This is a genomic window from Ruegeria sp. HKCCD7221 (assembly GCF_013031225.1).
Lineage (GTDB): Bacteria > Pseudomonadota > Alphaproteobacteria > Rhodobacterales > Rhodobacteraceae > Ruegeria.
On sequence record NZ_WPZE01000011.1, the window covers coordinates 66,196 to 89,014 of the forward strand.

At 58.4% G+C, this 22,819-nt stretch carries 23 protein-coding genes; 13 read left to right on the plus strand and 10 right to left on the minus strand.

The window, feature by feature from the left end; genetic code table 11:
- Positions 1–4: 4 nt before the first annotated feature.
- From GOX73_RS19085 to GOX73_RS19110, 6 genes are all read right to left on the minus strand, one after another.
- Entirely contained in the window at positions 5–1,033 is a 1,029-nt protein-coding gene (locus tag GOX73_RS19085; protein WP_171126648.1) for an endonuclease/exonuclease/phosphatase family protein, read from the minus strand.
- Positions 1,030–1,860 carry a hypothetical protein gene (locus GOX73_RS19090; RefSeq protein ID WP_171126649.1) on the minus strand — a complete coding sequence of 277 codons (831 nt, stop codon included), beginning with the start codon at positions 1,858–1,860 and terminating at the stop codon, positions 1,030–1,032. The genes GOX73_RS19085 and GOX73_RS19090 overlap by 4 nt, the downstream gene beginning before the upstream one ends.
- A gap of 328 nt (positions 1,861–2,188) precedes the next feature.
- Complete coding sequence (gene leuD, locus GOX73_RS19095; RefSeq protein ID WP_171125870.1) at positions 2,189–2,794, minus strand: 3-isopropylmalate dehydratase small subunit; 606 nt, start codon at positions 2,792–2,794, stop codon at positions 2,189–2,191.
- Positions 2,795–2,836: 42 nt separating this feature from the next.
- The gene (locus GOX73_RS19100; RefSeq protein ID WP_171126650.1) at positions 2,837–3,391 is read right to left on the minus strand and encodes an HdeD family acid-resistance protein; all 555 of its coding nucleotides are present in this window, start codon (positions 3,389–3,391) and stop codon (positions 2,837–2,839) included.
- Positions 3,392–3,429: 38 nt separating this feature from the next.
- Positions 3,430–4,833 (minus strand): 3-isopropylmalate dehydratase large subunit, encoded by a 1,404-nt coding sequence (gene leuC, locus GOX73_RS19105; RefSeq protein WP_171125874.1) that lies wholly within the window; start codon positions 4,831–4,833, stop codon positions 3,430–3,432.
- A 43-nt stretch (positions 4,834–4,876) separates the two neighbouring features.
- A complete protein-coding gene (locus GOX73_RS19110) occupies positions 4,877–4,972 on the minus strand; it encodes an isopropylmalate isomerase (RefSeq protein WP_254428854.1) in 96 nt (31 codons plus the stop codon).
- Positions 4,973–5,087: 115 nt separating this feature from the next.
- Here GOX73_RS19110 and GOX73_RS19115 point away from each other — a divergent pair, with 115 nt between their 5' ends.
- The 4 genes from GOX73_RS19115 (at position 5,088) to GOX73_RS19130 (ending at position 7,955) form a co-directional block, all read left to right on the plus strand.
- Positions 5,088–6,437: a mechanosensitive ion channel family protein gene (locus GOX73_RS19115; RefSeq protein ID WP_171125876.1), complete on the plus strand. Its 1,350-nt coding sequence runs from the start codon at positions 5,088–5,090 to the stop codon at positions 6,435–6,437.
- A 155-nt stretch (positions 6,438–6,592) separates the two neighbouring features.
- Entirely contained in the window at positions 6,593–6,952 is a 360-nt protein-coding gene (gene rsfS / locus GOX73_RS19120; protein ID WP_170353820.1) for a ribosome silencing factor, read from the plus strand.
- A 44-nt stretch (positions 6,953–6,996) separates the two neighbouring features.
- Complete coding sequence (gene rlmH / locus GOX73_RS19125) at positions 6,997–7,467, plus strand: 23S rRNA (pseudouridine(1915)-N(3))-methyltransferase RlmH (RefSeq protein ID WP_171126651.1); 471 nt, start codon at positions 6,997–6,999, stop codon at positions 7,465–7,467.
- A gap of 2 nt (positions 7,468–7,469) precedes the next feature.
- Entirely contained in the window at positions 7,470–7,955 is a 486-nt protein-coding gene (locus tag GOX73_RS19130) for a flavodoxin family protein (protein ID WP_171126652.1), read from the plus strand.
- Between the two features lie 2 nt (positions 7,956–7,957).
- Here GOX73_RS19130 and GOX73_RS19135 read toward each other — a convergent pair whose 3' ends face one another.
- The gene (locus GOX73_RS19135; protein WP_171126653.1) at positions 7,958–8,305 is read right to left on the minus strand and encodes a hypothetical protein; all 348 of its coding nucleotides are present in this window, start codon (positions 8,303–8,305) and stop codon (positions 7,958–7,960) included.
- Between the two features lie 35 nt (positions 8,306–8,340).
- Positions 8,341–9,039 carry a DUF599 domain-containing protein gene (locus GOX73_RS19140; RefSeq protein WP_171125884.1) on the minus strand — a complete coding sequence of 233 codons (699 nt, stop codon included), beginning with the start codon at positions 9,037–9,039 and terminating at the stop codon, positions 8,341–8,343.
- A gap of 81 nt (positions 9,040–9,120) precedes the next feature.
- Between GOX73_RS19140 and GOX73_RS19145 the strand changes: the two genes are divergently transcribed.
- From GOX73_RS19145 to GOX73_RS19175, 7 genes are all read left to right on the plus strand, one after another.
- A complete protein-coding gene (locus GOX73_RS19145; RefSeq protein ID WP_171126654.1) occupies positions 9,121–10,560 on the plus strand; it encodes an FAD-linked oxidase C-terminal domain-containing protein in 1,440 nt (479 codons plus the stop codon).
- Between the two features lie 65 nt (positions 10,561–10,625).
- On the plus strand, positions 10,626–11,726 hold the full coding sequence (locus tag GOX73_RS19150) for an FAD-binding protein (RefSeq protein WP_171126655.1): 1,101 nt from the start codon (positions 10,626–10,628) through the stop codon (positions 11,724–11,726).
- Between the two features lie 4 nt (positions 11,727–11,730).
- The gene (glcF, locus tag GOX73_RS19155) at positions 11,731–13,053 is read left to right on the plus strand and encodes a glycolate oxidase subunit GlcF (RefSeq protein WP_171126656.1); all 1,323 of its coding nucleotides are present in this window, start codon (positions 11,731–11,733) and stop codon (positions 13,051–13,053) included.
- Between the two features lie 115 nt (positions 13,054–13,168).
- Entirely contained in the window at positions 13,169–13,960 is a 792-nt protein-coding gene (locus tag GOX73_RS19160) for a serine protease (protein WP_254429256.1), read from the plus strand.
- Positions 13,957–14,769: a serine protease gene (locus GOX73_RS19165; RefSeq protein WP_171126657.1), complete on the plus strand. Its 813-nt coding sequence runs from the start codon at positions 13,957–13,959 to the stop codon at positions 14,767–14,769. Before GOX73_RS19160 ends, GOX73_RS19165 begins: the two co-directional genes overlap by 4 nt.
- A 121-nt stretch (positions 14,770–14,890) precedes the next feature.
- Positions 14,891–15,358: an Hsp20 family protein gene (locus GOX73_RS19170; protein WP_171126658.1), complete on the plus strand. Its 468-nt coding sequence runs from the start codon at positions 14,891–14,893 to the stop codon at positions 15,356–15,358.
- A gap of 203 nt (positions 15,359–15,561) precedes the next feature.
- The gene (locus GOX73_RS19175) at positions 15,562–16,194 is read left to right on the plus strand and encodes a hypothetical protein (RefSeq protein ID WP_171126659.1); all 633 of its coding nucleotides are present in this window, start codon (positions 15,562–15,564) and stop codon (positions 16,192–16,194) included.
- 88 nt (positions 16,195–16,282) lie between these two features.
- Here the strand turns inward: GOX73_RS19175 and GOX73_RS19180 are convergent, their stop codons facing one another.
- Positions 16,283–18,466 carry an esterase-like activity of phytase family protein gene (locus GOX73_RS19180; RefSeq protein ID WP_171126660.1) on the minus strand — a complete coding sequence of 728 codons (2,184 nt, stop codon included), beginning with the start codon at positions 18,464–18,466 and terminating at the stop codon, positions 16,283–16,285.
- Positions 18,467–18,588: 122 nt separating this feature from the next.
- Entirely contained in the window at positions 18,589–20,064 is a 1,476-nt protein-coding gene (locus tag GOX73_RS19185) for an NAD-dependent succinate-semialdehyde dehydrogenase (RefSeq protein WP_171126661.1), read from the minus strand.
- A gap of 249 nt (positions 20,065–20,313) precedes the next feature.
- Here GOX73_RS19185 and GOX73_RS19190 point away from each other — a divergent pair, with 249 nt between their 5' ends.
- Both GOX73_RS19190 and GOX73_RS19195 read left to right on the plus strand, forming a co-directional pair.
- Positions 20,314–21,393, plus strand: coding sequence for a hypothetical protein (locus GOX73_RS19190; protein WP_171126662.1), 1,080 nt, complete (start codon positions 20,314–20,316; stop codon positions 21,391–21,393).
- Between the two features lie 295 nt (positions 21,394–21,688).
- Positions 21,689–22,807 (plus strand): hypothetical protein, encoded by a 1,119-nt coding sequence (locus tag GOX73_RS19195; RefSeq protein WP_171126663.1) that lies wholly within the window; start codon positions 21,689–21,691, stop codon positions 22,805–22,807.
- Positions 22,808–22,819 lie beyond the last annotated feature (12 nt).

Sequence of the window (22,819 nt, forward strand, 5' to 3'; positions counted from 1 at the left end):
AGTTTCACTCCAATTCCAGATCGACCCAAACCAGCCGATGGCGGCTTGCTGTTTGCGCCGCCGTTCGCCCTTCGGTCCCTGTATCAGGCCAATAAACACCGCTGTCCCGAACCGTCCAATGGGCCGAGGGCAACACGTAATCCACCCGCATATCACCCGTTGCTTTCCAAGTGACCGTCGCCAAGTCGCCTGTCGCGTCACGCGGCTGGGGGTCTTGTAGCAGGGGATGGGACAAAAGCGCCTTAATCGCCTGTTTACGCCCCTCTCCGCGGGTCGGGTCCTGATTGGCATCCCCGGCGATCACGTAAGGGCCTTTAGGGGCGCTGCCTAGCCGACCTTCCAGAACGTGCGACCACACCTGTATCTCATCGTGATTGCGGAGCCCGTTCCGATCTTCCGGCCCGTCAAAAACGGGGGGTGCCGCGTGAAAGGTCATCAGGTCGACCGGCCCAAAAGGTGTTTCAACCGGAACCACCCACTGTGCGACCGAAGGCAACCGCTGTACCATTTGCGCGTCTTCTGACGGATAAGGTTGCCCGTCTAATACAGGCAATTGCGCATCCGGCAGGTCCCGCCAGAGCAAAGGCGAAAAATCCTGAACCTCGTATTGGTTGATGGGATAACGCGACAGGACCGCCATGCCGCCATGCCCGGTGTATTTGCCCCAACCCTGCGCGTCGCCCGGACCATGGGTGCGACCGTCGCCGTCCATATCCAGGCCTGTCTCCAAACCCGAATTTGGCCGCGCGGCAAACTGATGGGGGTAGTCCAAACCGGCCTCTCGCAACTGTTCAGTCAATGCGGCAAGCGTTTCTCCGCCAAAGTCCCAGTCGACACCCTGCAACGCGACAATATCGGGGTTGACCGCTGTCAACACCTGCACCACAGCCTGAACCTGTGCGTCGCCGCGCCGAATATCCCTGAGCAACAGGCCCGGCCCATCGCGGCTGAGTTCGGTGTTAAAAGTTGCCACGCGCACAGTCTCAGCCTGCGCCATAAGGGGCAGTACTAGCAGGAATAGTATTCGGATCATGCGGTCTGAGTGGACTCGGCCGTGGAATAGGCGCGACGTTTTTCAACGATCAGGTTCGCGATACGAAGGGTCGCCATGCCGCGCATGATCATACTGGCGGGCAGGAAAGCCCATGCGCTCATGGTCCAAATCAGGGTCTGCGGATTGCTGAGTGAAATGGGATCCGCATAATTCGTCAGCATCTTTATCATCGCGGGGATCAGGAACGGCAGCAGCACCCCGATCGAGATGTTGAGCCGCCCATCGCGCTGAAGGCGCGTGACCACATCGCCGCCTTTGGTCGGATCGAACAAGGGCAGGTTGGTCCAGACATTGAACGCACCGTTGCCTGTAGGCCAGCCACGCAATTTCACGGCGTAGGCAAAGCTGCCAATCGTAACCAATGCCGTGAGATAAGCGACACTGGCAGATATGCGAACCAGTTCGATCAGGGGCGAGCTGGCATCTACAGGCAGCATCAGCACGATCAGGCGAACTGGCGAATACGGAAAGTCGACGATATTGGCCACGCTCAGGCCAACCGAATAAAAGACAGTTGTCAGATGGGTCGGCGCATAGGCGTTCTTACAGATCAGTGTCAAAAACATGATCATTGTGACCAGACCAACAAATCGCAGCCGGTTCACCGGGGGCGCGTCCCGGAACTCAATAAAGCTGGGGAAGGCCGAGTTGTATTCCGCAAAGGTCAGGAAAAACGCAAGAATGGCGAGAAACACGACGATCTCGGTCCCATTCGTTGACGATGCGGGCAGATACAACGCGGGGGTCAGCACGATCAACGCAACCAATATTCCCCGTATTGCCGCCCCTGTTGTGCGCGCAATCACTATCCGAACCCTTTCAAACTGGACCGGTCGGTTCTGTGCCGACTTCATTCCAACTTGTGCCCGCCGTTTGTTTTTTGACGGATGCCTCTTTAGCGCCAACACTGGCTGCCTCAGGCACTCCACTCAAGCCAAGGTGCAGAAAACACGTGATTTTGGGCAAAATGATGGCGAAACTGGTGCGGGTTTGCATCATTGCTGACGCAAATCCGACGTGTAATTTAGCATTGCCCCTACATGTTGTGGTTGCCGCGAATTTAACCCCTAGAATGCGAAAGAGGCCGCCGAGGCGACCCCTTTAGGTTGAGTGTTCACAGAATCATCCATAGAATCATACCCAGGGGCGGGCCTGACTCGCGTGATCCTCGAATTTGTCGATGTGATGTTCTTTCTCCATCGACAGGCCGATATCGTCCAGACCGTTCAGCAGGCAGTGCTTGCGGTGCGGGTCGATGTCGAACGCGATTTCGACGCCATCCGATGTTGTGATCTTCTGATCTTCAAGATGCACGGTCATGCGGGCGTTTTCGCCTTTATGCGCGTCATCCATCAGGATCGCATGATGCTCTTCCTCGACCACGATGGGCAGGATGCCGTTCTTGAAGCAGTTGTTAAAGAAGATGTCTGCAAAGCTGGTCGAAATTACAACCTTGATGCCGAAATCCTTGATCGCCCAAGGTGCGTGTTCGCGCGACGAGCCGCAGCCGAAATTGTCACCGGCCACCAGAATCTCGGTATTGCGGTAGGCGGGTTTGTTCAGAACGAAGTCTTCGTTCTCGCCGCCGTGCTCGTGATAGCGCATCTCGTCAAAGAGCACGACGCCAAGGCCGGACCGTTTGATGGTTTTCAGGTGCACTTTGGGGATGATCATATCGGTGTCGATATTGATCAGTGGCATTGGGGCGGCCACCCCGTGGACTTTGTCAAACTTTTCCATGTTCACACTCCTGCGGGAGAGGGCCGACCCCTTGCCCCGCGTTTAAGCTTGTTTCGCTTCCGTTGTTGCGTCGTTGGGTGCGTTCTTGACGAAGAACGCCATGAAGACCAAACCGAACCCGTTGAACAGCATCTCGACCCCCAGGAAGATACCCAGAATGCTCATCAGCACTGCTGGTTCACTTCCTACATAGGTCCAGATGATACCCGCGAGCACGATCGACAAGATGCCCGAGATCATTGTCGGCCAGAAATACTGTGTTCCGCGCATTTGGAACGACAGGATAACCCGCGCGATGCCGCCTGCCATGAACAGGATCAACATGACCACCGCCAGGGTGAGCGTTCCTGCAAGCGGCTGGGACATGAAGTTCCAGCCGAGGAACAGCATCACGGCACCCATGATGAATGACAGAATCTTGTTGCCGGTGCCTTCGACAGAAAATCCGCCGACGACCTGCAACGCGCCCGATATCAGCAGCAACACGCCAGTTACCACTGTCACAGCTATCGAAGCCACCACCGGCGCGCCCAGCACAAAGATGCCAAACGCAATCGAAAGTAGCCCCAACAAGAGCCATTTGACCCAATCACTCATTTCAGTCTCTCCCTCAAATATTCAGATATGAGGGTAGCTTACATCATTTCGCGGACGTCTGTCAGCCGTCCTGTGATTGCCGCCGCGGCAGCCATCGCCGGGCTAAGAAGATGGGTGCGTCCACCCCGCCCCTGACGGCCCTCAAAGTTGCGGTTCGAGGTTGCGGCGCAGCGCTCGCCCGGTTGCAACTGGTCGGGGTTCATCGCCAGACACATGGAACATCCCGCCAGACGCCATTCGAAACCGGCCTCTTTGAAGATATCCGCCAGACCTTCTTCTTCGGCCTGCAGTCGTACAAGGCCCGAGCCGGGCACGACCATGGCGCGCATCCCGTCCTTGATCTTTTTGCCCTTCAGGATTTCAGCAGCGGCGCGCAGGTCTTCGATCCGACCATTGGTGCACGACCCGATAAAGACGGTGTCGATTTCCACGTCGCTGAGTTTCTGACCGGCTTCCAGACCCATATATTCGATCGAACGGCGCGCCGCGTCGACCTTGCCGCCTTCGAAATCTTCGGGGTTCGGCACGGTTGCGGTGATTGGCAGCACGTCTTCGGGGCTGGTACCCCATGTGACGACAGGCGCGATGTCTTCACCGCGAAGGGTCACGACCTTGTCGAAATGTGCGCCTTCATCGGTATAAAGCGTTTTCCACCACTCCATCGCGGCTTCCCACTGGGCACCTTTCGGGGCATGCGGGCGACCTTTGACATATTCGAACGTGGTCTCATCGGGGGCGATCAGGCCCGCGCGGGCACCGCCTTCGATGGCCATGTTGCAGACGGTCATGCGGCCTTCCATCGACAAATCGCGGATCGCTTCGCCGCAATATTCGATGACGTAGCCGGTGCCGCCGGCGGTGCCGGTTTCACCGATCACGGCCAGAGTGATATCTTTGGCGGTTACGCCCGGCTGCAATTTGCCGGTGATTTCCACCTTCATGTTCTTGGACTTCTTCTGGATCAGGGTCTGAGTGGCCAGAACGTGTTCAACCTCGGACGTACCGATACCGTGGGCCAGCGCGCCAAACGCGCCGTGGGTGGCGGTGTGGCTGTCGCCGCAGACGACGGTCATGCCGGGCAGGGTCCAACCCTGTTCAGGGCCAACGATGTGGACGATGCCCTGACGGACGTCATGCACCGGGTAATAGTGAATGCCAAAATCCTTGGCGTTCTTGTCAAGTGCCTCGACCTGAATGCGCGATTCCGGGTTTTCGATCCCGTTCACACGATCCGGCGTAGTGGGCACGTTGTGGTCCGGCACCGCGATGGTCTTTTCCGGCGCGCGTACCTTGCGGCCCGCCATGCGCAGGCCTTCGAAGGCCTGCGGGCTGGTCACTTCGTGAACCAGATGGCGGTCGATATACAGCAGGCAGGTGCCATCATCGGCTTCGTGGGCGACATGGGCATCCCAGATCTTGTCATAGAGCGTTTTGGGGGACATCGGTCCTCTCCCGTATGTAATGAGAAATAGCTGGCGAGGTGGCTTAGGCTGCGCGTAGGCGCGCCAGAACCGTGCGGGCAGCCCCATAGAACCGTTCGCGCAGACGCGCGCGATCTTCCAGATTCTGAAGTTGGGCCACATTGAGTCTCATGCGCACCAGATATATCGCGCGATCCCGGCAATCAAGGTTCAAAACCGCCGCGGACTTGCATCGTGGGGCTTTGGTCTTCAATCTGGTCGTGAGGAGGCGCTGCATGAACCAAGACCTGATCCCAAGTTCGGTGTCAAAGCTTTATGACGATATGGTCGCGGCCTTCTCCTCTCAGTTTGAAAATTTTGCCGAACTGATCGTCACACCGGGCTGGCGGCAGTACCAGATTATTATCATCCTTTGTCTGTGGGGAGCGGCATTTGTTCTAAAGCTGCTGACCCAGGGCCGTTGGGATACCTGGGCGCGCTCGCGCACCGGGTGGCCTAAGTGGCGTTTGCGGGTTCTTGTACAACTGATGCAGCGCCTGACACTGGTGTATTTCGTGGTGCTGTCATGGGCGCTGTATCTGGTCATGCAGCAGATCACATGGCCTTCGCGCAGTTACATAATCGGCGTGATCGCAACCTTGGCCGCTGCGTGGCTGGCGATTGCACTGGTGGCACGGTTGGTGCGGAACCGAACGCTGCGACGCATCTTCAAATGGGCAATGTGGGTCTATGCAACGCTTGTTGCCCTGAACCTGACCGACGACGTGGCCGGGTTTATGGATGGAGTGGCGATTTCCATAGGTGACCTGCACATCTCGGCCCTTGGGATTCTCAAGGCTGTTCTGCTGATCGGCATTCTGTTGACGCTGGCGCGCGTGGGAACCCGTGCAGCCGAGCGCGGCTTGATGAGCAATGACGATATCACCCCGTCGATGCAGGTGCTGCTGGCCAAAGGCATTCAGGTTCTGATCTATGGCGGGGTTTTTCTGGTCGCGATCCGCACGCTGGGCTTTGACCTGACCGGTATCGCGCTGTTGTCCGGCGCGATTGGTGTGGGGATCGGGTTCGGGCTGCAAAAGGTGGTTTCGAACCTGATTTCAGGGATCATCATCCTGATGGATCGGTCGATCAAGCCGGGCGATGTAATCTCGCTGGGGGACACGTTCGGTTGGATCAACGCGCTGGGCGCACGCTATGTCTCGGTCGTAACGCGCGACGGGCGGGAGTACCTGATCCCGAACGAGGACCTGATCACCAATCAGGTGGTGAACTGGTCGCATTCCGACAAATTCGTGCGGCTGGATCTGGAGTTTGGCACCAGCTATTCCGACGACCCGCACAAGGTCCGCTCGACAGCCGTCAATTCCGTTAAAACCGTGTCGCGGGTATTGAGCGGCGGGTCTCATGAGCCGGTCTGCCATATCACTGGGTTCGGCGACAGCAGCGTAGACTATGTCCTGCGCTTTTGGATTAGTGACCCGACCAAGGGGCTGACCAATATCCGCGGCAATGTCTATCTGGCGCTGTGGGATGCATTCCACGCCGAGGGCATATCGATACCCTTCCCGCAGCGCGAGGTGCGGCTGCTGCCCGACGCAGGCTCGCAACAGATCGCAGAGGATTGAGCCTGCGTTGAGTGGCGCTTCATTGAAATGTTGCAATCCCCTTGTTACCTTATTAGTACCCCGGCGCCGGGATTGCATGGCGCGCAGCAAAGGAGGACTATGTCCTGTCTCTACATACCCAGGCGGGTTTGCCCGCCGATGACGGGGCCAGCGTGATGGCCCACTCTCAGTCAATCAGCGACAAGCTGCTTGAGCGTATCCTTTCCTCACTTTCCGATGACAAGGCCGAAGACGTCGTGCAGATCAACCTGCAAGGTAAGTCTTCTGTTGCGGATCACATGGTGATTGCCTCGGGTCGGTCGACCCGTCAGGTGGCGGCCATGGCGGAAAAGCTGACGGATCGCATCAAGCAAGAATTCGGTTTCACCTCGAAGGTCGAAGGTAAGGATGCCGGCGACTGGGTGTTGATTGATACGGGCGATGTGATCGTCCATATCTTCCGCCCCGAAGTGCGTGAATTCTATCAGCTGGAAAAGATGTGGCTGCCTGCGGGCGGCAGCGCCTCAGCCAACTGAGGCGCCATCCCGGCCTGTATTGAAGGGCCGGAGGCGAGAGAGATATGCGGATCAGCATAGTTGCGGTCGGGCGATTGCGCGCCGGACCCGAGAAAACCCTGCTTGACGATTACCTGACACGCTTTGATCGGACCGGGCGCGCCTTGGGCCTTGGCCCCGGGCGGGTGATCGAGGTTGAAGACAAGAAATACGCGGGCATGGGGGCCGAGGCGACTTTGCTGCGCAAGGCGCTGCCCAAAGGGGCCGTGATCTGTACGTTGGATGAACGCGGGCGGGTGATGTCCTCACCTGATTTTGCCACAAAGCTGGGCGGCTGGCGCGATGCCGGACGGCAGGATCTGGCGCTGATCATAGGCGGAGCAGACGGAATAGACCCTAATCTGCGGGCTGAGGCTGATTTTTCCCTCTCATTCGGGTCGATGGTCTGGCCCCATATGCTGGTCCGTGTGATGCTGGCCGAGCAACTTTACCGGGCCGCAACCATCCTGTCTGGCGGCCCCTACCACCGGGTCTGACCATGGCGCAGCTATTGATCGTTTACCATTCGCGCACCGGCGGGGCCCGACAGATGGCGGAAGCCGCAGCCAAGGCCGCGCGAGATGAGGCGGATGTGGTCCTGAAACCAGCTGATCAGGCCGGACCGGACGATCTGTTGCAAGCCGACGGCTATATATTCTGCGCGCCCGAGAATCTGGCCGCAATTTCGGGTCTGATGAAGGAGTTTTTCGACCGCAGCTATTACCCCGTTCTGGGTCGAATCGAGGGTCGCCCCTATGCCCAGATGGTCTGCGCCGGGTCTGATGGCGAGAATGCTGCGCGCCAAACCGCCCGCATCGCAACCGGCTGGCGGCTGAAAGAGGTGCAGCCGCCTTTGATCATCTGCACCCATGCGCAAACGCCCGAGGCGATTTTGGCCGAGAAAACCATTCCCTCCGACAAGCTTGAAACCTGTCGAGAGCTTGGACTGGCCATGGCCGCCGGGTTGCAAATGGGCGTGTTCTGACCTCAGTTCAGGTCGACCACATAGGTATCTTTGGCCCACCCATCCGTATTGGTGCGGGCCTGTACCTGAACTTGCGTGACGCCGTCAGGAATCGCCACACCGCTAAGGGATCGGGTAAAGGGCTGTTCATTCTCATGCGGGTGATGCAGCACGCGCATTCCCAGCTCTTGCCCCTGCATATCCAGCACCCGCCAGCCATCGGCATAATCGTCCCAACCCGTTTCGGGGTGAAGGACAGTCACGTCGAATCGCCACGTCCCACCGCTCTGTTGCGCGGTGACGTTTTCAATCACGGGATCGTCGGCAAAGGCGGGTGTGGCCAAAAGGGCGGTCAGAACAAGATATCTCATGATGTGAACCTAATCGTTTTGGTGCGACCCGGCGATCACGATCCAGTGTTGAGCAGAACCGTGCGCGAATGCGATGCGAACTCACGCCGATACAGCATGGCAAGTGTCGTTACCGTGCCGGCAATCAGCGCCAGAGGTCCCAGTATCCACGCCACAGCCGCCAACGCGAAATAGGTCGCCCGCAGGCCCCGATTGAAGCTGCGCGCGGCGGTGACGCAAATCTCGGCCGCTTGGGCGGCACGGGGATAAGCGGCAGGGTCTTCGGGTTCATTGGGGACAGCGGCCATCAGCACGGCGCAATAGCCAAACAATCGGTGTGCCCAGACGTATTTCAGAAAGGCGTTGGCCAAAAACAGCAGGATGATCAGAATCTTGACCTCCCACACCATCGCGGGGGCCGTTCCCAGCGCCAGATCCTGCGCCAGCCCGGCCAGCCGTTCCGTATTGCCCAACAGGGCCAATCCACCCCCGATGGCGATCATCGTGGTCGAGGCAAAGAACGTGCTGCCCTGCCGCATTGTGCCGACCACCTGCGCGTCGAACATGCGCGGCTGACGGGTGACCATTTCCTTCATCCAGTCGCGGCGATAGTCATCCATGATCATCCCGACCGAGGGTTTGCCGGGCGACGGATTCTCGATACGCCAGCCGATCCACAGCCATGCGCCGATCAGCAGGGCGATGCCGACAAAGTCCAGCGGCGCGAAGGGCAATGTTTGATCAATCCAGGACATGGGCGCGACACTAAGTCGTGACGTCGCAACTTGCCAGATCGGAAAATTGGTAATATTATTTTACCAAACGGAGGGCCCGCCATGGAAATGCCAAAGCCAAACCCAGACATTCTGCGCCGCAAGGATGTGGTCCTGCGACGCCTGTTACAGGTTCTGCCCGAAGACGCCGTGATCCACGATCCGACTGAGACGCGCGCTTATGAGTGCGATGCGCTGACGGCCTATCGTTGCCCTCCGATGCTGGCTGTTCTGCCATCCACGACAGCCGAGGTCTCGGACGTGCTGCGCATCTGCAACGAAGAAGGCGTTCCGGTTGTTCCGCGCGGCTCGGGGACATCTCTGGCCGGTGGCGCATTGCCCACGGCGGACAGTGTCATTCTGGGTGTCGCACGCATGAATGAGGTGTTGGAGGTCGACTATGACAACCGATTTATCCGGGTCCAGACGGGGCGTACAAACCTGAGCGTGACCGGGGCCGTGGAAGAAGATGACTTCTTTTATGCGCCCGACCCCTCGTCGCAACTGGCCTGCGCGATTGCGGGGAATATCGCGATGAATTCAGGTGGGGCGCATTGTCTGAAATACGGCGTGACCACGAACAATCTGCTGGGCGTCACGATGGTCATGATGGATGGCAGCGTGGTCGAGATTGGCGGCGCGTATCTTGATGCGGGCGGGTTGGACCTGCTGGGTGTGGTCTGCGGGTCCGAGGGGCAATTGGGCGTCGTGACCGAGGCTACCCTGCGCATCCTGCGCAAGCCCGAGGGCGCGCGGCCTGTGCTGATGGGGTTCGATGATAACGAAGTCGCCGGGCAATGTGTGTCTGACATCATCAAATCGGGAATCCTGCCCGTGGCGATCGAGTTCATGGATACGCTCTGTATCAAGGCGTGCGAGAACTTTGCCCATGCCGGTTATCCCGATTGCCACGCCCTGCTGATCGTCGAGGTTGAAGGGTCCGAGGCCGAAATCGACTATCAACTGTCGAAGATCGTCGAGATCGCGAAGCGCCACAACCCCGTTGAGCTGCGCGAAAGCCAATCGGCCGAGGAAAGCGCCAAAATCTGGCTTGGGCGCAAATCGGCCTTTGGTGCGATGGGGCAGATGAACGATTACATGTGTCTTGACGGGACGATCCCTGTGTCTGCTCTTCCACAGGTGTTGCGCCGGATCGGAGAGCTGAGCGAGGATTACGGATTGCCGGTAGGCAACGTGTTCCACGCGGGTGACGGGAATATGCATCCACTGATCCTGTTCGACGCCAACAAGCCCGGCGACCTTGAGAAATGCGAGGCGTTCGGGGCGGATATTCTGAAGCTGTGTGTGGATGTGGGGGGATGTTTGACCGGCGAACATGGCGTGGGGATCGAAAAGCGGGATCTGATGTCGCATCAATACGCGCCTGCGGACCTTGAGGCGCAGATGGCGGTAAAGGATGTGTTCGATCCAAACTGGCTTTTGAACCCGGCCAAAGTGTTCCCGCTGGATGTGTCCGAAGTTCGCAGGATCGCTGCTGAGTAGGGGGCGCTGCCCCCATCGCGGCAGGCCGCGATTCCCCCGAAGTATTTTAAAACAGAAGAAGTGTCATGAGACCTGAAACAGAGGCCGAACTGGCCGAGATAGTGGCTGGACTGCAAGGGCCCGTGCGAATTGCCGGTGGTGGAACCCGAGGGATCGGCGGGCCGGATGACCTTGTTGAAACTAGCGGTTTGAGCGGGATTACCTTGTATGAGCCAGGCGCGCTGACGATCGTGGCGCAAGCCGGAACCCCCGTGACTGAGATCGAGGCCGCGCTGGACGCCGAAGGTCAACAATTGGCGTTCGAACCGATGGATCATCGCGGCCTGTTGGGTACCAATGGCACACCGACGATTGGTGGCGTCGTGGCCGCCAATATCTCGGGGCCGCGCCGGATTCAGGCGGGGGCGTGCCGCGATTTCCTGCTGGGCATCCGTTACGTCGACGGTCGGGGTCAGATCGTAAAGAATGGCGGGCGGGTGATGAAAAACGTGACCGGGTATGACCTGGTCAAGTTAATGAGCGGTGCCTGGGGAACGCTGGGCGTGTTGACCGAGGTTTCGCTGAAAGTGCTGCCCAAGCCCGAGGCGATCGCAACGCTGCAAATCCCGGTCGCGGATGCAGGAACGGCAATTCAGGTGCTCTCTGCTGCATTGAAATCCCCGTTCGAGGTAAGCGGTGCGGCCTATGACCCGCAATCAGGCCGCGCGTTGCTGCGGCTGGAAGGATTTGCGGATTCGGTGGCTTACAGGGTGGAGCAGTTGAAATCCACACTGGCCGGTTTTGGCGCGCCAGAAGAGGTCGAGGGCTTGTCTGACTTGTGGCGCGACATTCGGGATGCCGCTGCGTTCCATGACAAGGAGGGCGATGTATGGCGTATCTCGGTCAAACCGACGGACGCGCCAGAGGTGTCCGCGCGTCTGAACGCAAGCCAGACTCTGTTTGATTGGGGCGGCGGATTGATCTGGGCGCTTGTTCCCAAGGGCACCGATCTGCGCGCTCGTCTAGGAGCGTTCGACGGTCATGCGACGATTGTCCGAGCGGATACAGAAACCACCGCAGAATTGGGCCATTTCCAACCCGAAACGGCTGATGTTGCGGCTCTAACACAAGGACTTCGGCAGAAATTTGATCCGTGTGGTTTGTTCAACCCGGGGCTGATGGGATAGAAAAATGCAGACGACGTTTTCCGAAGAGCAACTGCGAGACCCGGGCATCAAACGCTCGAACGAAATCCTGCGCAATTGCGTGCACTGCGGGTTTTGCACTGCGACCTGTCCCACATATCAGGTTCTTGGGGATGAGTTGGACAGCCCGCGTGGGCGGATTTACCTGATCAAGGACATGCTGGAGAACGAGCGTGTTCCGGATGAAAAAACCGTCAAGCACATTGACCGCTGCCTGTCCTGTCTGGCGTGCATGACGACCTGTCCCTCGGGCGTGCACTACATGCATCTGGTGGATCATGCCCGCGAGTATATCGAACAGAATTACAAACGGCCCTTGTCAGATCGTGCATTGCGCTGGGTTCTGGGGCAAATCCTGCCCTATCCGATGCGGTTCCGCTGGGCGTTGATCGGTGCGAAACTCGGCAGGCCGTTCAAATTCCTGATGCCCGACGCGCGGCTGCGCGCAATGCTGGACATGGCACCGAAACATATCCCACCGGTGAGTCGTAACGATGATCCCCAAAGCTTTGCGCCTAAAGGCGCACGCAGAAAGCGCATCGCGTTGATGACGGGTTGCGCGCAAAAGGCTCTGAATACGGATATCAACGATGCCACCATTCGTTTGTTGACCCGTATGGACTGCGAAGTTGTCGTGGCTGAGGGGGCCGGGTGCTGTGGTGCCCTGACCCATCACATGGGCAAATCAGACGACAGCCATAAGGCCGCTGCCGCGAATATCCGCGCCTGGACAGCCGAGATGGACAAAGACGGGCTGGATGCGATTGTCATCAACACGTCTGGCTGCGGTACGACCGTCAAGGATTACGGGCATATGTTCCGAAACGATGCGTTGGCCGAAGACGCGGCGCGGGTGTCCTCTATCGCAATGGATATCAGCGAGCTGTTGGTGCAGCTTGACCTGCCGGACGGCACCGACAAGGACATGACCGTCGCCTATCATGCAGCATGTTCCCTGCAACACGGCCAAAAGATCAAGACGCACCCCAAAGACTTGTTGAAACACGCGGGTTTCACCGTGGTCGAGCCGGCGGACAGCCATTTGTGCTGTGGCAGCGCAGGCACCTATAACTTGATGCAACCTGAGATTTCTGGAAAACTTAAACAGCGCAAGGTCAGGACTCTTGAGGCGAAGAACCCTGATGTTATCGCCGCTGGCAACATTGGTTGCATGATACAGATCGGTTCGGGCACCGACGTTCCGATCCTGCACACGGTGGAATTGCTGGACTGGGCAACCGGAGGTCCCGTGCCCCGAGCCATGCAACAGGATCGGAAGTCGGACCATGAGGTCCCGATCCTTAGATAGGTGTTGATGCGGCAACGCATCGGTTTCGGTCAGGAACCGCCTGTCATGTCAGCGCCCTATTTTCGCCTCACCCGGTGCGTAGGAAGATGCGTAGATAGCAACGCCGGAGAACCGCTTGCGAAACTGGATCAAGGCTCTAGTGCTGGCATGTTTGCCTATGACCGCCAACGCACAGGATTCCAGACTGAAAAGTCTGGACACCACCGATGCGGGGCGCGCTTGGATGGCTGTGGGTCGCCTCGATATTGGTGGCGCTGGGTTTTGCACAGGCACGCTGATATCCCCGACCTTGGTTTTAACTGCGGCCCACTGCCTATTCGACAAGGTCACAGGTCAACGTGTGGAACTGGCCCAGGTCGAGTTTCTGGCGGCTTGGCGGCTGGGGCGCGCGTCTGCATACCGCGCCGCACGCAGGGCCGTGATTCACCCTGACTACCAGTATGGCGAAGAAGCATCTGCTGCGCGTATCGGCAGTGATATTGCGCTGATCGAGCTTTGGCAGCCAATCCGCAACACGACCGTCATTCCCTTTGAAACAGGGAACCGCCCGGCAAAAGGGGAAGAGGTTGGCGTTGTGTCTTATGCAAAAGACCGGGCCGAGGCGCCTTCGTTGCAAGAAGTGTGCTCGGTCATGACCCGCAAATCAGATGTGTTGGTCATGTCCTGCGATGTCGAGTTCGGATCGTCTGGCGCCCCTGTCTTTTCCTTTGACGGGGATCGGCCCCGGATCGTGTCTGTTGTTGCGGCCAAGGCCGAATTCAACGGGCAGCGCGTGGCCGTTGGAACAGCGGTAGAAGAATCGCTGACCGTGTTGCAGGCTGAATTGTCGGCAGGGCGCGGGTTTATCGCCTCTACAAATTCGAACGGATCAGGCAACAACGTGGGCGCTCGTTTCATCAAACCATGATCCGATTTCTTTTTTCTGTCATTTGCCTTTTTTCTGTGACACTCGCCGCGTCTGCCCAAAGTACGAAGCGCACACTGAATGATCGTGACGACCTTTATGGTTGGGAAGCTGTCGGTCGGTTGGATATTGGTCAAGACGGGTTCTGCACAGGCACCTTGATCGCGCAGGACCTTGTGTTGACGGCGGCGCATTGCGCTCTGAACCGGGCAAGCGGGTCTCCTTATGAACCTGGTGAGGTTACCTTTCGCGCGGGGCTGAGTGATGGGAAGGCGCTGGCGGAACGCAAGGTTGTCCAGATCGCTGTGCATCCTGATTACGCCCGACATCCGAACCTCTCGGCCGAGGCGGTTCGGGTCGACGTAGCGCTGATGAAGCTAGAGCAGCCGATCCCATACTCGGTTGCGGATCCCTTTGCATTGCACAGTGGCCGGGTTGCTGGGAACGAGGTGAGCATCGCCTCATACGGGCGCGGTCGGTCCGAGGCGATCACGCGGGAACGCTCTTGCCGTATCCTCCAGCGTCGACAAGGGTTGATCACGTTCAACTGTGACATCACCTTCGGGTCGTCGGGATCGGCACTGTTGGCGCGAAACGGCCCGCGCTGGCAGATCCTCTCTGTCGTATCCGCAGTCGGGACAGATGGTCGCCAAAAAGTCGGATTTGGCATGGAACTGTCTGGAATCGTGGCGGAATTGAAGTCGGTGCTGCGCCGTGACGCCCCTCAGCCCAAGGCTGCGATACGCCGTTTGCAGGTGGGTTCGGGAAAGTCCAGTTCAGGCGCTAAATTCATCAGCCCCGGCGGGGGTTGAACTCGGTCAAATCTCTACCCATGTGAACTGTATCGGGTCGCCACAAACGGGGCCTGATATCTCATCGCCCGTTCGAACTGGAGGGCACATCATAAATCGCTCAGACTTGAGGATATGACACATGCGTAGTTTTGACTTTGCACCGCTGCACCGCGCCACCATTGGTTTCGACCAGATCGCCGACATGATGGATCGCGTTCTGACAAATGACGTGGCCCAGCCCAGCTATCCGCCTTACAACATTGAAAAAACCGACGCCGACGCGTACCGGATCTCCGTCGCTGTCGCCGGTTTTGCCGAGGCCGATCTGTCGGTCGAAGTGAAGGAAAATGCCCTGATCGTGGCCGGCAAGAAAGCCGCCGAAGATAAGGACCGTTCCTACCTGCATCGCGGGATCGCCACCCGCGCGTTCGAGCGCCGCTTTGCCCTGGCCGATCACGTGCGCGTCACTGGCGCAAGCCATGAAAACGGTATGCTGAACATCGACCTGAAACGCGAGGTGCCCGAGGCGCTGAAACCACGCCGGATTCAGATTTCGTCCGGTCAGGCCATCGAAAAGGATGTGGTTGACGCCAAAGCCGTGAACTAAGGCGATCCGACCAAACAGCGATAATCGCGCCTCTCTCGATTATCGCACCATACGCCCCGCGTTCCTCCAGACGCGGGGCGTTGTTTTTGGGCGGGGCTTCAACTTGGCATAAACCGCTGCGACCAAAGATACGTGTCGCTTGCACCCTTGTTTCCCTTCATCCGTGGTGCCAAGTTGGAAACACAGGCTATTCCGCGATTTTTATGTTTCGTTGTTTCATCTCGACAGTGATTGTTCTTTGGCCGATCGCAACCAAGGCGGACGTTTTTCCTCCGGCACTGAGCAGCGACTATTCCCATATGATTGCCACCGGTCCGACAACGAAAATCGGGCTTGTTCGAAACGGAAACTATGCCGACAACACGCTTGGTGGAACACGTCTGGTGGACTCGTTTCGGGGTGCAGGGGGAAATGACGTTCTGATTGGGTACGACTCGGTTGATACCTATACTTTTGAATTGGGCGACGGTGCAGATATCGTTGTCGATCACAGCGTTAACGGAAACAGGATAAAGTTCATTGATGTACCCGAAGGTGCGGTCCGGCGGTTCGAAACGCTCGGGCGTAACGGAGAAACCGACCTATTGATTACCTATGGAGACAATGATGCGATCCGCGTTGTCGGGTGGTCGGAGTTGTCCGAGAACACGAAATCAGGCTGGGCTTTCGACCATGTCTTCCGCCCCAAACAAGAACCAGTCAAAGGCACGCCAAGCTCATTAGTTCTTATTTTGACGGATCCAATGTCGGCGCTAAAGCTGTTCTTGTTGCTTTTTCTAAGCTTTTTCCCGCTGGCCCGTGTTCTTTGGGTCCGGCGGCAGAAATCGAAGGAATAGTGTCCAGAGCGGCCTGTCTGACTGCCAGTCTCTTCAGCAAAGAGACCCTGCGCAACGGCTGCGCAGGGTCACTCTTTTAGGTTTTGACCTAGTTGCCAGCCGTCACCGACCCGATCGACCAGAACATCGTTTCGCCTGAGGCATCGTCGACGCCGTCATTGTCGGTCATCACAAACGCCTCGCCCGAGGGCAGGATCGCCAGGCCTTCGATTTTGTCCAGAACATAACCTCCGGTCGAGGTCAGGTCAGGCAGCAGGTCGCGGATCTCTTCTTTGCTGACGACGGGCAGGGGGTCGCCCAGCGGGGCCGGGGTCATCTCGGCCAGCGGGATGCGGTAGACCTTTTTGGTCACCGCGCGATGGTCGTGCTGATTGTCGCGCTCGATCACATAGACGTGGTCGCCGAAGGCCACGATTTCCGACAGGCCGACCCAACCGGTTTCCGGGTCTGCCTTGGGATAGTGCACGGCACCCCATTCTTTGGTCTCAAGGTTGTAGGCTACCAGTTTCACATGGTTTTCCGGATCGTCTTTCCATTCACGCTGAACGGCCATCCATAGGGTGTCGCCGACGCGGGTAATGCCTTCGAAGCCGAAACGTTTCTCGGCCGCCATTAGTTCGGCAGGCAGGCCGATCTCACCCTTGCGGTCCTTGATCAGACCATCTGCGCTGACGTGATAGATCGCGTGCGGGATCACACGGTCAGTGCGACCTTCGGATGCGACGTAGAAGCCACCCTTGCCGTCCAGCGTGATGCCCTCAAGGTCCAGCTTCTGCGCTGGGTTGCCATCCTGACGGTGGATGCGGATCACGTCCACGATGCGGGCGGGTTGCTGGCTGGGGTCGATCTTGAAGATGGACGGCTGGAAGCCATAAAAGCTGTCATTGACGGCATAGATCATGCCGTCCTCGTCCGCTACCAGACCGGACAGAGCACCCCATCCGATCAACTCATCCGCGCCTTCCGATGTCAGATGCGGGTAGGCGGCGGGGGCCTCTTGATATGCGAAGACCGACACATGCGCACGTGGGCCGCCATCTTCGATCAGATCTTTTTCGTTGGCCGAGATCAGCAGGTTCCGCTCAGGGATCGCCACATAGCCTTCCGGTCCAACGCCTGATGGCAACAGTTGTTTCAGAATCGGGTTCGCGGGGTCAGTGGCGTCATAGACACCCACGACCGAGGCGCGCTCCGCCCCGACAAAGATCATCGGCGTACCGCCAAAGGTGGCTGCGGTTACGCTTTCCGGCTCAACGCCTTTGCTGTCCGAGCGTTTGTCGGGGTAGTGCCCGATCTGGATGATGGCCTTTTCGAACTCGGTGCCGTTCTCATACACAACGGTGCCGTCCTTGTGGAAGATTGTCCAACCACGCGAGCCGCCCTCATAGTCGCCTTCATTGGCGGTGGCGAAGTGGTCGTCGTCGATCCATTTCACCGCGTCGGGTTCGCGCAGGCGACCCGGCTGGCTTTCGGTGAAGATCAGTGCGCCGCGCTCATCGGTGGCGTCGATGCCTTCCAAATCCACGCTTCCGGCCGAGAAATGGTTGAGCACGGTGCCATCTTTGGCAACAACCGCGATGTGGTTGTTTTCCTGCAGAGTGACGACGGTCTCGCCAAGGTTGTTGATGTCAACGAATTCGGGTTCGGGATCGGTGGGTGCAACCTCGGCCAGTCCGGTCAGAGAGGCCATTTCCATGCCCGAGCAATCTAGCGCTCCATCTTTCAGCGGCACCAGTGCCAGTTCACCCGCAGGAAGCTGCGGGATGATGCCATCGTTCAGGTCTTCGTCCCGCTCGTTCTCAATCGCCACGGCGACAAAGCTGCCATCCGGCGCAATGGCAACGCTGTCGGGTTGACCGCCCAGATCGCAAGCACCAGTTTCCGCCTTGCCCGCAATATCGACCGAGATCAGCTTGCCCGATGGCGCAACATAGCTTTCCGAGGTGTTCACGCCGACAAAGGCGGTCGCGCCGACGATGCCCACGGACGTCGGTTCTCCACCCACGTCCATCGCACCCAAAGGCGCTGGGTTCGCCGGGTCGGTGATGTCGACCATGCCGATCAAGCCCAAAGGGCTGTCGGTATAGACCAGCGTCATGCCATCTGCGGTGGCCGCGATGATCTCGGGCGAGGTCTCGCGGGTCGTGTCCGCGCCGTCGGCCATGTTTTTCACCACGGGGAAGGACGCAATTCGGTTGAAATTCATTTCTGCCATGGCCTGACCGGCGGTCAGGGCAAGGGCAGATGTCAGGCAGACAGCGCGCAACGACATCGGTTGATTTCCTCTCACTGTTGGATGACAGGGGGATGAACCGGGATCGTTGCGGTGTTGTGACAGTTTGGCTTCAGTTTTGTGACAAACGCGGCCACCGCCGAAACGGTGGCCGACAAAGATCAGACCGACATGCAGATGTATTTCATCTCAAGGTAGTCTTCCATACCGTGATGGCTGCCTTCGCGGCCCAGACCAGATTGCTTGACGCCGCCGAACGGACCCAGCTCGGTTGAGATGATGCCGGTGTTCACGCCGACGATGCCATATTCCAGTGCCTCGGCCACTTTGTAGACGCGGCTCAGGTCCTTGGCATAGAAATACGAGGCCAGACCAAAGATCGTGTCATTGGCCATGGCGATCACGTCATCTTCGTCCTCGAACTTGAACAACGGGGCCAGCGGGCCAAAGGTTTCTTCCTGCGCGACCTTCATGTCCTGCGTCACGCCGGTGACGATGGTGGGTTGAAAGAAAGTGCCACCCAGATCATGCGGCAGGCCGCCTGTCACGACCTGCGCACCCTTTGCGGTGGCGTCCGCGATATGGTCCTGCACCTTGGCTACGGCTTTGTCATTGATCAGCGGCCCGGTGGTGACACCATCGGACAGGCCGTCCCCTACCGACAGGGCTTCGGTCGCGGCTTTCAGCTTTTCGGCAAAGGCATCATAGACACCGGCTTGTACATAGATTCGGTTGGCGCAGACACAGGTCTGACCGTTATTGCGGAATTTGCACATCATCGCGCCTTCGACGGCTGCATCCAGATCGGCGTCGTCAAACACGATGAAGGGCGCATTGCCGCCCAGTTCCATCGAACATTTCATGACCTGATCTGCGGCCTGCCGCAGCAGGATGCGCCCCACCTGGGTCGAACCGGTAAAGGTCAGCTTGCGCACGCCGGGGTTCTCGCAAAATTCCTTGCCAATCTCGCTGGCATTGAGGGACGGCAAAACGTTGAACACACCCGCCGGGATGCCCGCCTGATCGGCCAGAACCGCCAGAGCCAGCGCAGACAGGGGCGTTTCCTCGGACGGACGGGCGACAAAGGCGCAGCCCGCCGCAAGTGCCGGCGCAGCCTTGCGGGTGATCATCGCATTGGGGAAGTTCCACGGCGTGATCGAGGCCGCCACACCAATTGGCTGTTTCAGCACTGTGATCCGCTTATCGCGCTGATGGCCGGGAATGGTTTCGCCGTAAATCCGTTTCGCCTCTTCCCCGAAAAACTCGATGAACGATGCGCCATAGCCAATCTCTCCTACGGCTTCGGCCAGCGGTTTGCCTTGCTCGGCTGTCAGAATACGGCCCAGATCCTCGGCGTTCTCCATCATCAGGTCATACCAGCGGCGCAGGATCGCTGCGCGCTCTTTCCCGGTCAGCTTGGCCCATTCCTTTTGCGCGGCCTCGGCCTGTGCGATCGCCCCTGCCACCTGTGCACGGCTAAGGTCTGCAACTTCGGCCACCACATCACCGCGCGCGGGGTTGGTGACGGCAAAGTTGCCATTGTCTCCATCCACCCACTGCCCGCCAATATAGGCTTGGGTTGCCAGCAGATCGGGGTTCTTGAGGATGGATTTCAGGTCGGTCGTTGCGTCCAGCATAGGTCAGCCTCCGGCAGGAATTTCGGTCGTCGCACCCAAACAGGTGGTACGCAGAATGTCTATGTCCACTGTCCGTCGCAGATCAATCCAAATTTGATCAAAAACTCCGGCATTTGCTGCCCGTGTGGTGCCTATCTTTTTCAGGTGGAGTTTGCCAAAGTTCCGGGGAATTTTGGACGCAAGGGGATGTAAATGGCCATAACATTCCCTATCTTATTGGGTAATTGGACAAAAAAGGGGATAGTGCAGATGTCGAACCATCAATTTGACGCTTTGATCGAAGAGACGCAGGCGAAAGTGCGCGAAAGCCAGTCGCAGATTGAAGGGCTAACGTCGCGGATTGACGCCGCACGCGCCAAGATCGGCACAGCCGAGGCCGATATCGACATTGAAAACGCCACGCTTGAGGATGTGCATGCCCATACCGAGGTGATGAACGCCAATATCGCCGAACTGATTATGGGGCTGGACGACGTCACCAACGCGTTCTCCAAGGATTTCGACGAAATGCGCTCGAAGACAGGGTGGGAATCTTTTGTCGGCATTTTCGCCAAGGCCAAGTCCGAGTCGATGCGACAGGAGCGGATGCGCACCGCCAATATCGACGACAAGTTGCAGGATTTGATCGCCAAATCCGATGTGATCGTAAAGCTGCTGGAAGGGCAGCTATCCGTGCTGGAAGAACAGCGCGTTAAGGTCGAGGACAACCTAACAGGCACGCTGGACGACCGCGAAGCGACCGTGGCCGAACTGGAAGCCTTGCGCGCTGAAATTCAGGATATGGACCCGACGATTATCACGCTGGAAAACAAGATCAGTGTCGAACAGGACGCCGCTGCGCGTACCCAGTTGGAGACCGAACTGGCCGAGCTGAACAAGCAATACAACGCCAAGGTTCAGGACGAGCAGGTCAAGCTGGCCAAGTCCCAGACGCTGGAGCGCTATATCGAAAAAGGTAAGACCTGGGTCGATTCACTCCAGAACCAGGCGGCGACGCAGATGGTGCTGATCAACAAGCTGCAGACAGACACGCAACAACGGGTGGTGCTGTACGACGCCCTGACCAAATCGCTGAAAACCGCGCAGCAGCAGGACGTGGCCCACCGCATCAACGAGATCGGTGTGCAGACTGACCAGGAGGCGCAAACCGCCATGGCCGCAATCGGCACCGCGACCAACCAGAAAATGGCCGACATGCTTGAGGCGCACGAAGGCCACATGGTCTTTGCTCGTGACGTGCTGGAGAAAAAGGCCAAGGCGGATGAACGCTTTGCCCGCCGGTTCGCCTCGATTGTCGAGAAGCATGATAAGAATTTGTATGGGGGGTGAGGCAGTAGCAAATGCTAAAGCTCTCTGATCAAGAACAGGAACAGACTTGGGCTGAGCGAAATGCCGATCTTATTTGGGGAGGCATTTCTTTCGCTTTGTTCTTGGTCGCGTTAGCTCTTTTGTTTTTTGGGGCATATGTGCTGGCTGGTCTTTGTGTTTTCGGCGCATTCTGGGCTCGATACCGGTCAAGCCGGTTCCGCAAGGAACAACCAACAAGTATGGCTTCGAACGATGGTTTCGTTGTTGGCGGCTGCGCCCCCGGTGTCGAATCTGCCGATTGTGGCGGCGGTGATTGATGACCAACCCCACCCAAGACCATGTTGGCTTGACCGACACCTTCGCCTCGCGCCGCTATTTCCGCAAATTCGAGGTGATCACCGTCCACCTCCTGCGCGTGGCTGCGACGATGGAGGCCGAGGGCGCGATCAGCAAGCAAGAGGTGCGGATCGTGTCACGCTACCTTTCGGGGTTGCTTTACACCTTCCGGGCTCTCAGCATGAAATACCTGCTGGTCGGACGCGATACGGGGCGGTTCTTTGGCAGCCTTGCGATGGACAAGCGCGACAGCGGGTTTCCGGTGGCGGCCGAGTTGCTGACCATGGCCAATGACGCGCAGCAGGCGCAGGTGCATTTGGCGAATATGCCTTCGGAATACGACCTGAAAACCGACATGGTCCGCACCATTATTGGCGATCAGGAAATCCCGACCAAGCTGCAATTCGCTCTGTCCCAAAGGCTCTATTATGAGGAATTGCTGAAAGGTCAGCTGTTCTGGGCCCGCAATGATCCCGAATGCCACTGGATCGGGAATGAGGGCGAGCGGCGGAAATTTCTGATCCACTGGGCCGTGTATGACAGCCAGATCAACCTACCGGTCATCTACCTGATGCAGTTGGAGGATGGAGGCCGGACGGCCCTGCCCAAGGACCAACGCCGCTGGCCCGAGGTGCAGGCGCATCTGATGGCGCAATCTCTGGGCGGGCTGAAACTGGTGACAATCGCCAAAGGCTTCGATCAGGATTTCGACGACCTGCACCCCAAACATCTGCGTCGCATCCACGTGGGGCCGATGTATTCTTCGGCCTATACCGAGCAATCCGGCCCCCTGCGGCAGGTGCTGGAGGACGCGCAGGCTCCCGAGGGTCAGGACTGGGCGCTGGCCTGGACCACGGAAGAGCTGAAAAGCGAAGAGGTGATCGAAGAACGCACCGGATGGTTCTCGACCGTTGAGCGTGAGGTGTTTGCGCTGGACCCGTTCGGTGGGCAGGGGGCCGAAACCGGGGCCACGCGCACGCAGCGCTCGATCATCCTGCCTCAGCGCCCGTTTCAGGCTCTGGCCGAGCGCAACCCGCCGGGGTTCGCTGATGTGCGCAAGTTTGTCGTCAGCAAGAGCGGGCAGGTGTTGAGGTATTGAAGCGGGTGGCGG

Bases quoted from the DNA above. Each gene is read 5' to 3' on its own strand.
- GOX73_RS19085 (WP_171126648.1), bottom strand. From the start codon at position 1,033: ATGATCCGAATACTATTCCTGCTAGTACTGCCCCTTATGGCGCAGGCT.
- leuD (WP_171125870.1), bottom strand. From the start codon at position 2,794: ATGGAAAAGTTTGACAAAGTCCACGGGGTGGCCGCCCCAATGCCACTG.
- GOX73_RS19100 (WP_171126650.1), bottom strand. From the start codon at position 3,391: ATGAGTGATTGGGTCAAATGGCTCTTGTTGGGGCTACTTTCGATTGCG.
- leuC (WP_171125874.1), bottom strand. From the start codon at position 4,833: ATGTCCCCCAAAACGCTCTATGACAAGATCTGGGATGCCCATGTCGCC.
- GOX73_RS19115 (WP_171125876.1), top strand. From the start codon at position 5,088: ATGAACCAAGACCTGATCCCAAGTTCGGTGTCAAAGCTTTATGACGAT.
- rsfS (WP_170353820.1), top strand. From the start codon at position 6,593: ATGGCCCACTCTCAGTCAATCAGCGACAAGCTGCTTGAGCGTATCCTT.
- rlmH (WP_171126651.1), top strand. From the start codon at position 6,997: ATGCGGATCAGCATAGTTGCGGTCGGGCGATTGCGCGCCGGACCCGAG.
- GOX73_RS19130 (WP_171126652.1), top strand. From the start codon at position 7,470: ATGGCGCAGCTATTGATCGTTTACCATTCGCGCACCGGCGGGGCCCGA.
- GOX73_RS19135 (WP_171126653.1), bottom strand. From the start codon at position 8,305: ATGAGATATCTTGTTCTGACCGCCCTTTTGGCCACACCCGCCTTTGCC.
- GOX73_RS19140 (WP_171125884.1), bottom strand. From the start codon at position 9,039: ATGTCCTGGATTGATCAAACATTGCCCTTCGCGCCGCTGGACTTTGTC.
- GOX73_RS19145 (WP_171126654.1), top strand. From the start codon at position 9,121: ATGGAAATGCCAAAGCCAAACCCAGACATTCTGCGCCGCAAGGATGTG.
- GOX73_RS19150 (WP_171126655.1), top strand. From the start codon at position 10,626: ATGAGACCTGAAACAGAGGCCGAACTGGCCGAGATAGTGGCTGGACTG.
- glcF (WP_171126656.1), top strand. From the start codon at position 11,731: ATGCAGACGACGTTTTCCGAAGAGCAACTGCGAGACCCGGGCATCAAA.
- GOX73_RS19165 (WP_171126657.1), top strand. From the start codon at position 13,957: ATGATCCGATTTCTTTTTTCTGTCATTTGCCTTTTTTCTGTGACACTC.
- GOX73_RS19170 (WP_171126658.1), top strand. From the start codon at position 14,891: ATGCGTAGTTTTGACTTTGCACCGCTGCACCGCGCCACCATTGGTTTC.
- GOX73_RS19175 (WP_171126659.1), top strand. From the start codon at position 15,562: ATGTTTCGTTGTTTCATCTCGACAGTGATTGTTCTTTGGCCGATCGCA.
- GOX73_RS19180 (WP_171126660.1), bottom strand. From the start codon at position 18,466: ATGTCGTTGCGCGCTGTCTGCCTGACATCTGCCCTTGCCCTGACCGCC.
- GOX73_RS19185 (WP_171126661.1), bottom strand. From the start codon at position 20,064: ATGCTGGACGCAACGACCGACCTGAAATCCATCCTCAAGAACCCCGAT.
- GOX73_RS19190 (WP_171126662.1), top strand. From the start codon at position 20,314: ATGTCGAACCATCAATTTGACGCTTTGATCGAAGAGACGCAGGCGAAA.
- GOX73_RS19195 (WP_171126663.1), top strand. From the start codon at position 21,689: ATGACCAACCCCACCCAAGACCATGTTGGCTTGACCGACACCTTCGCC.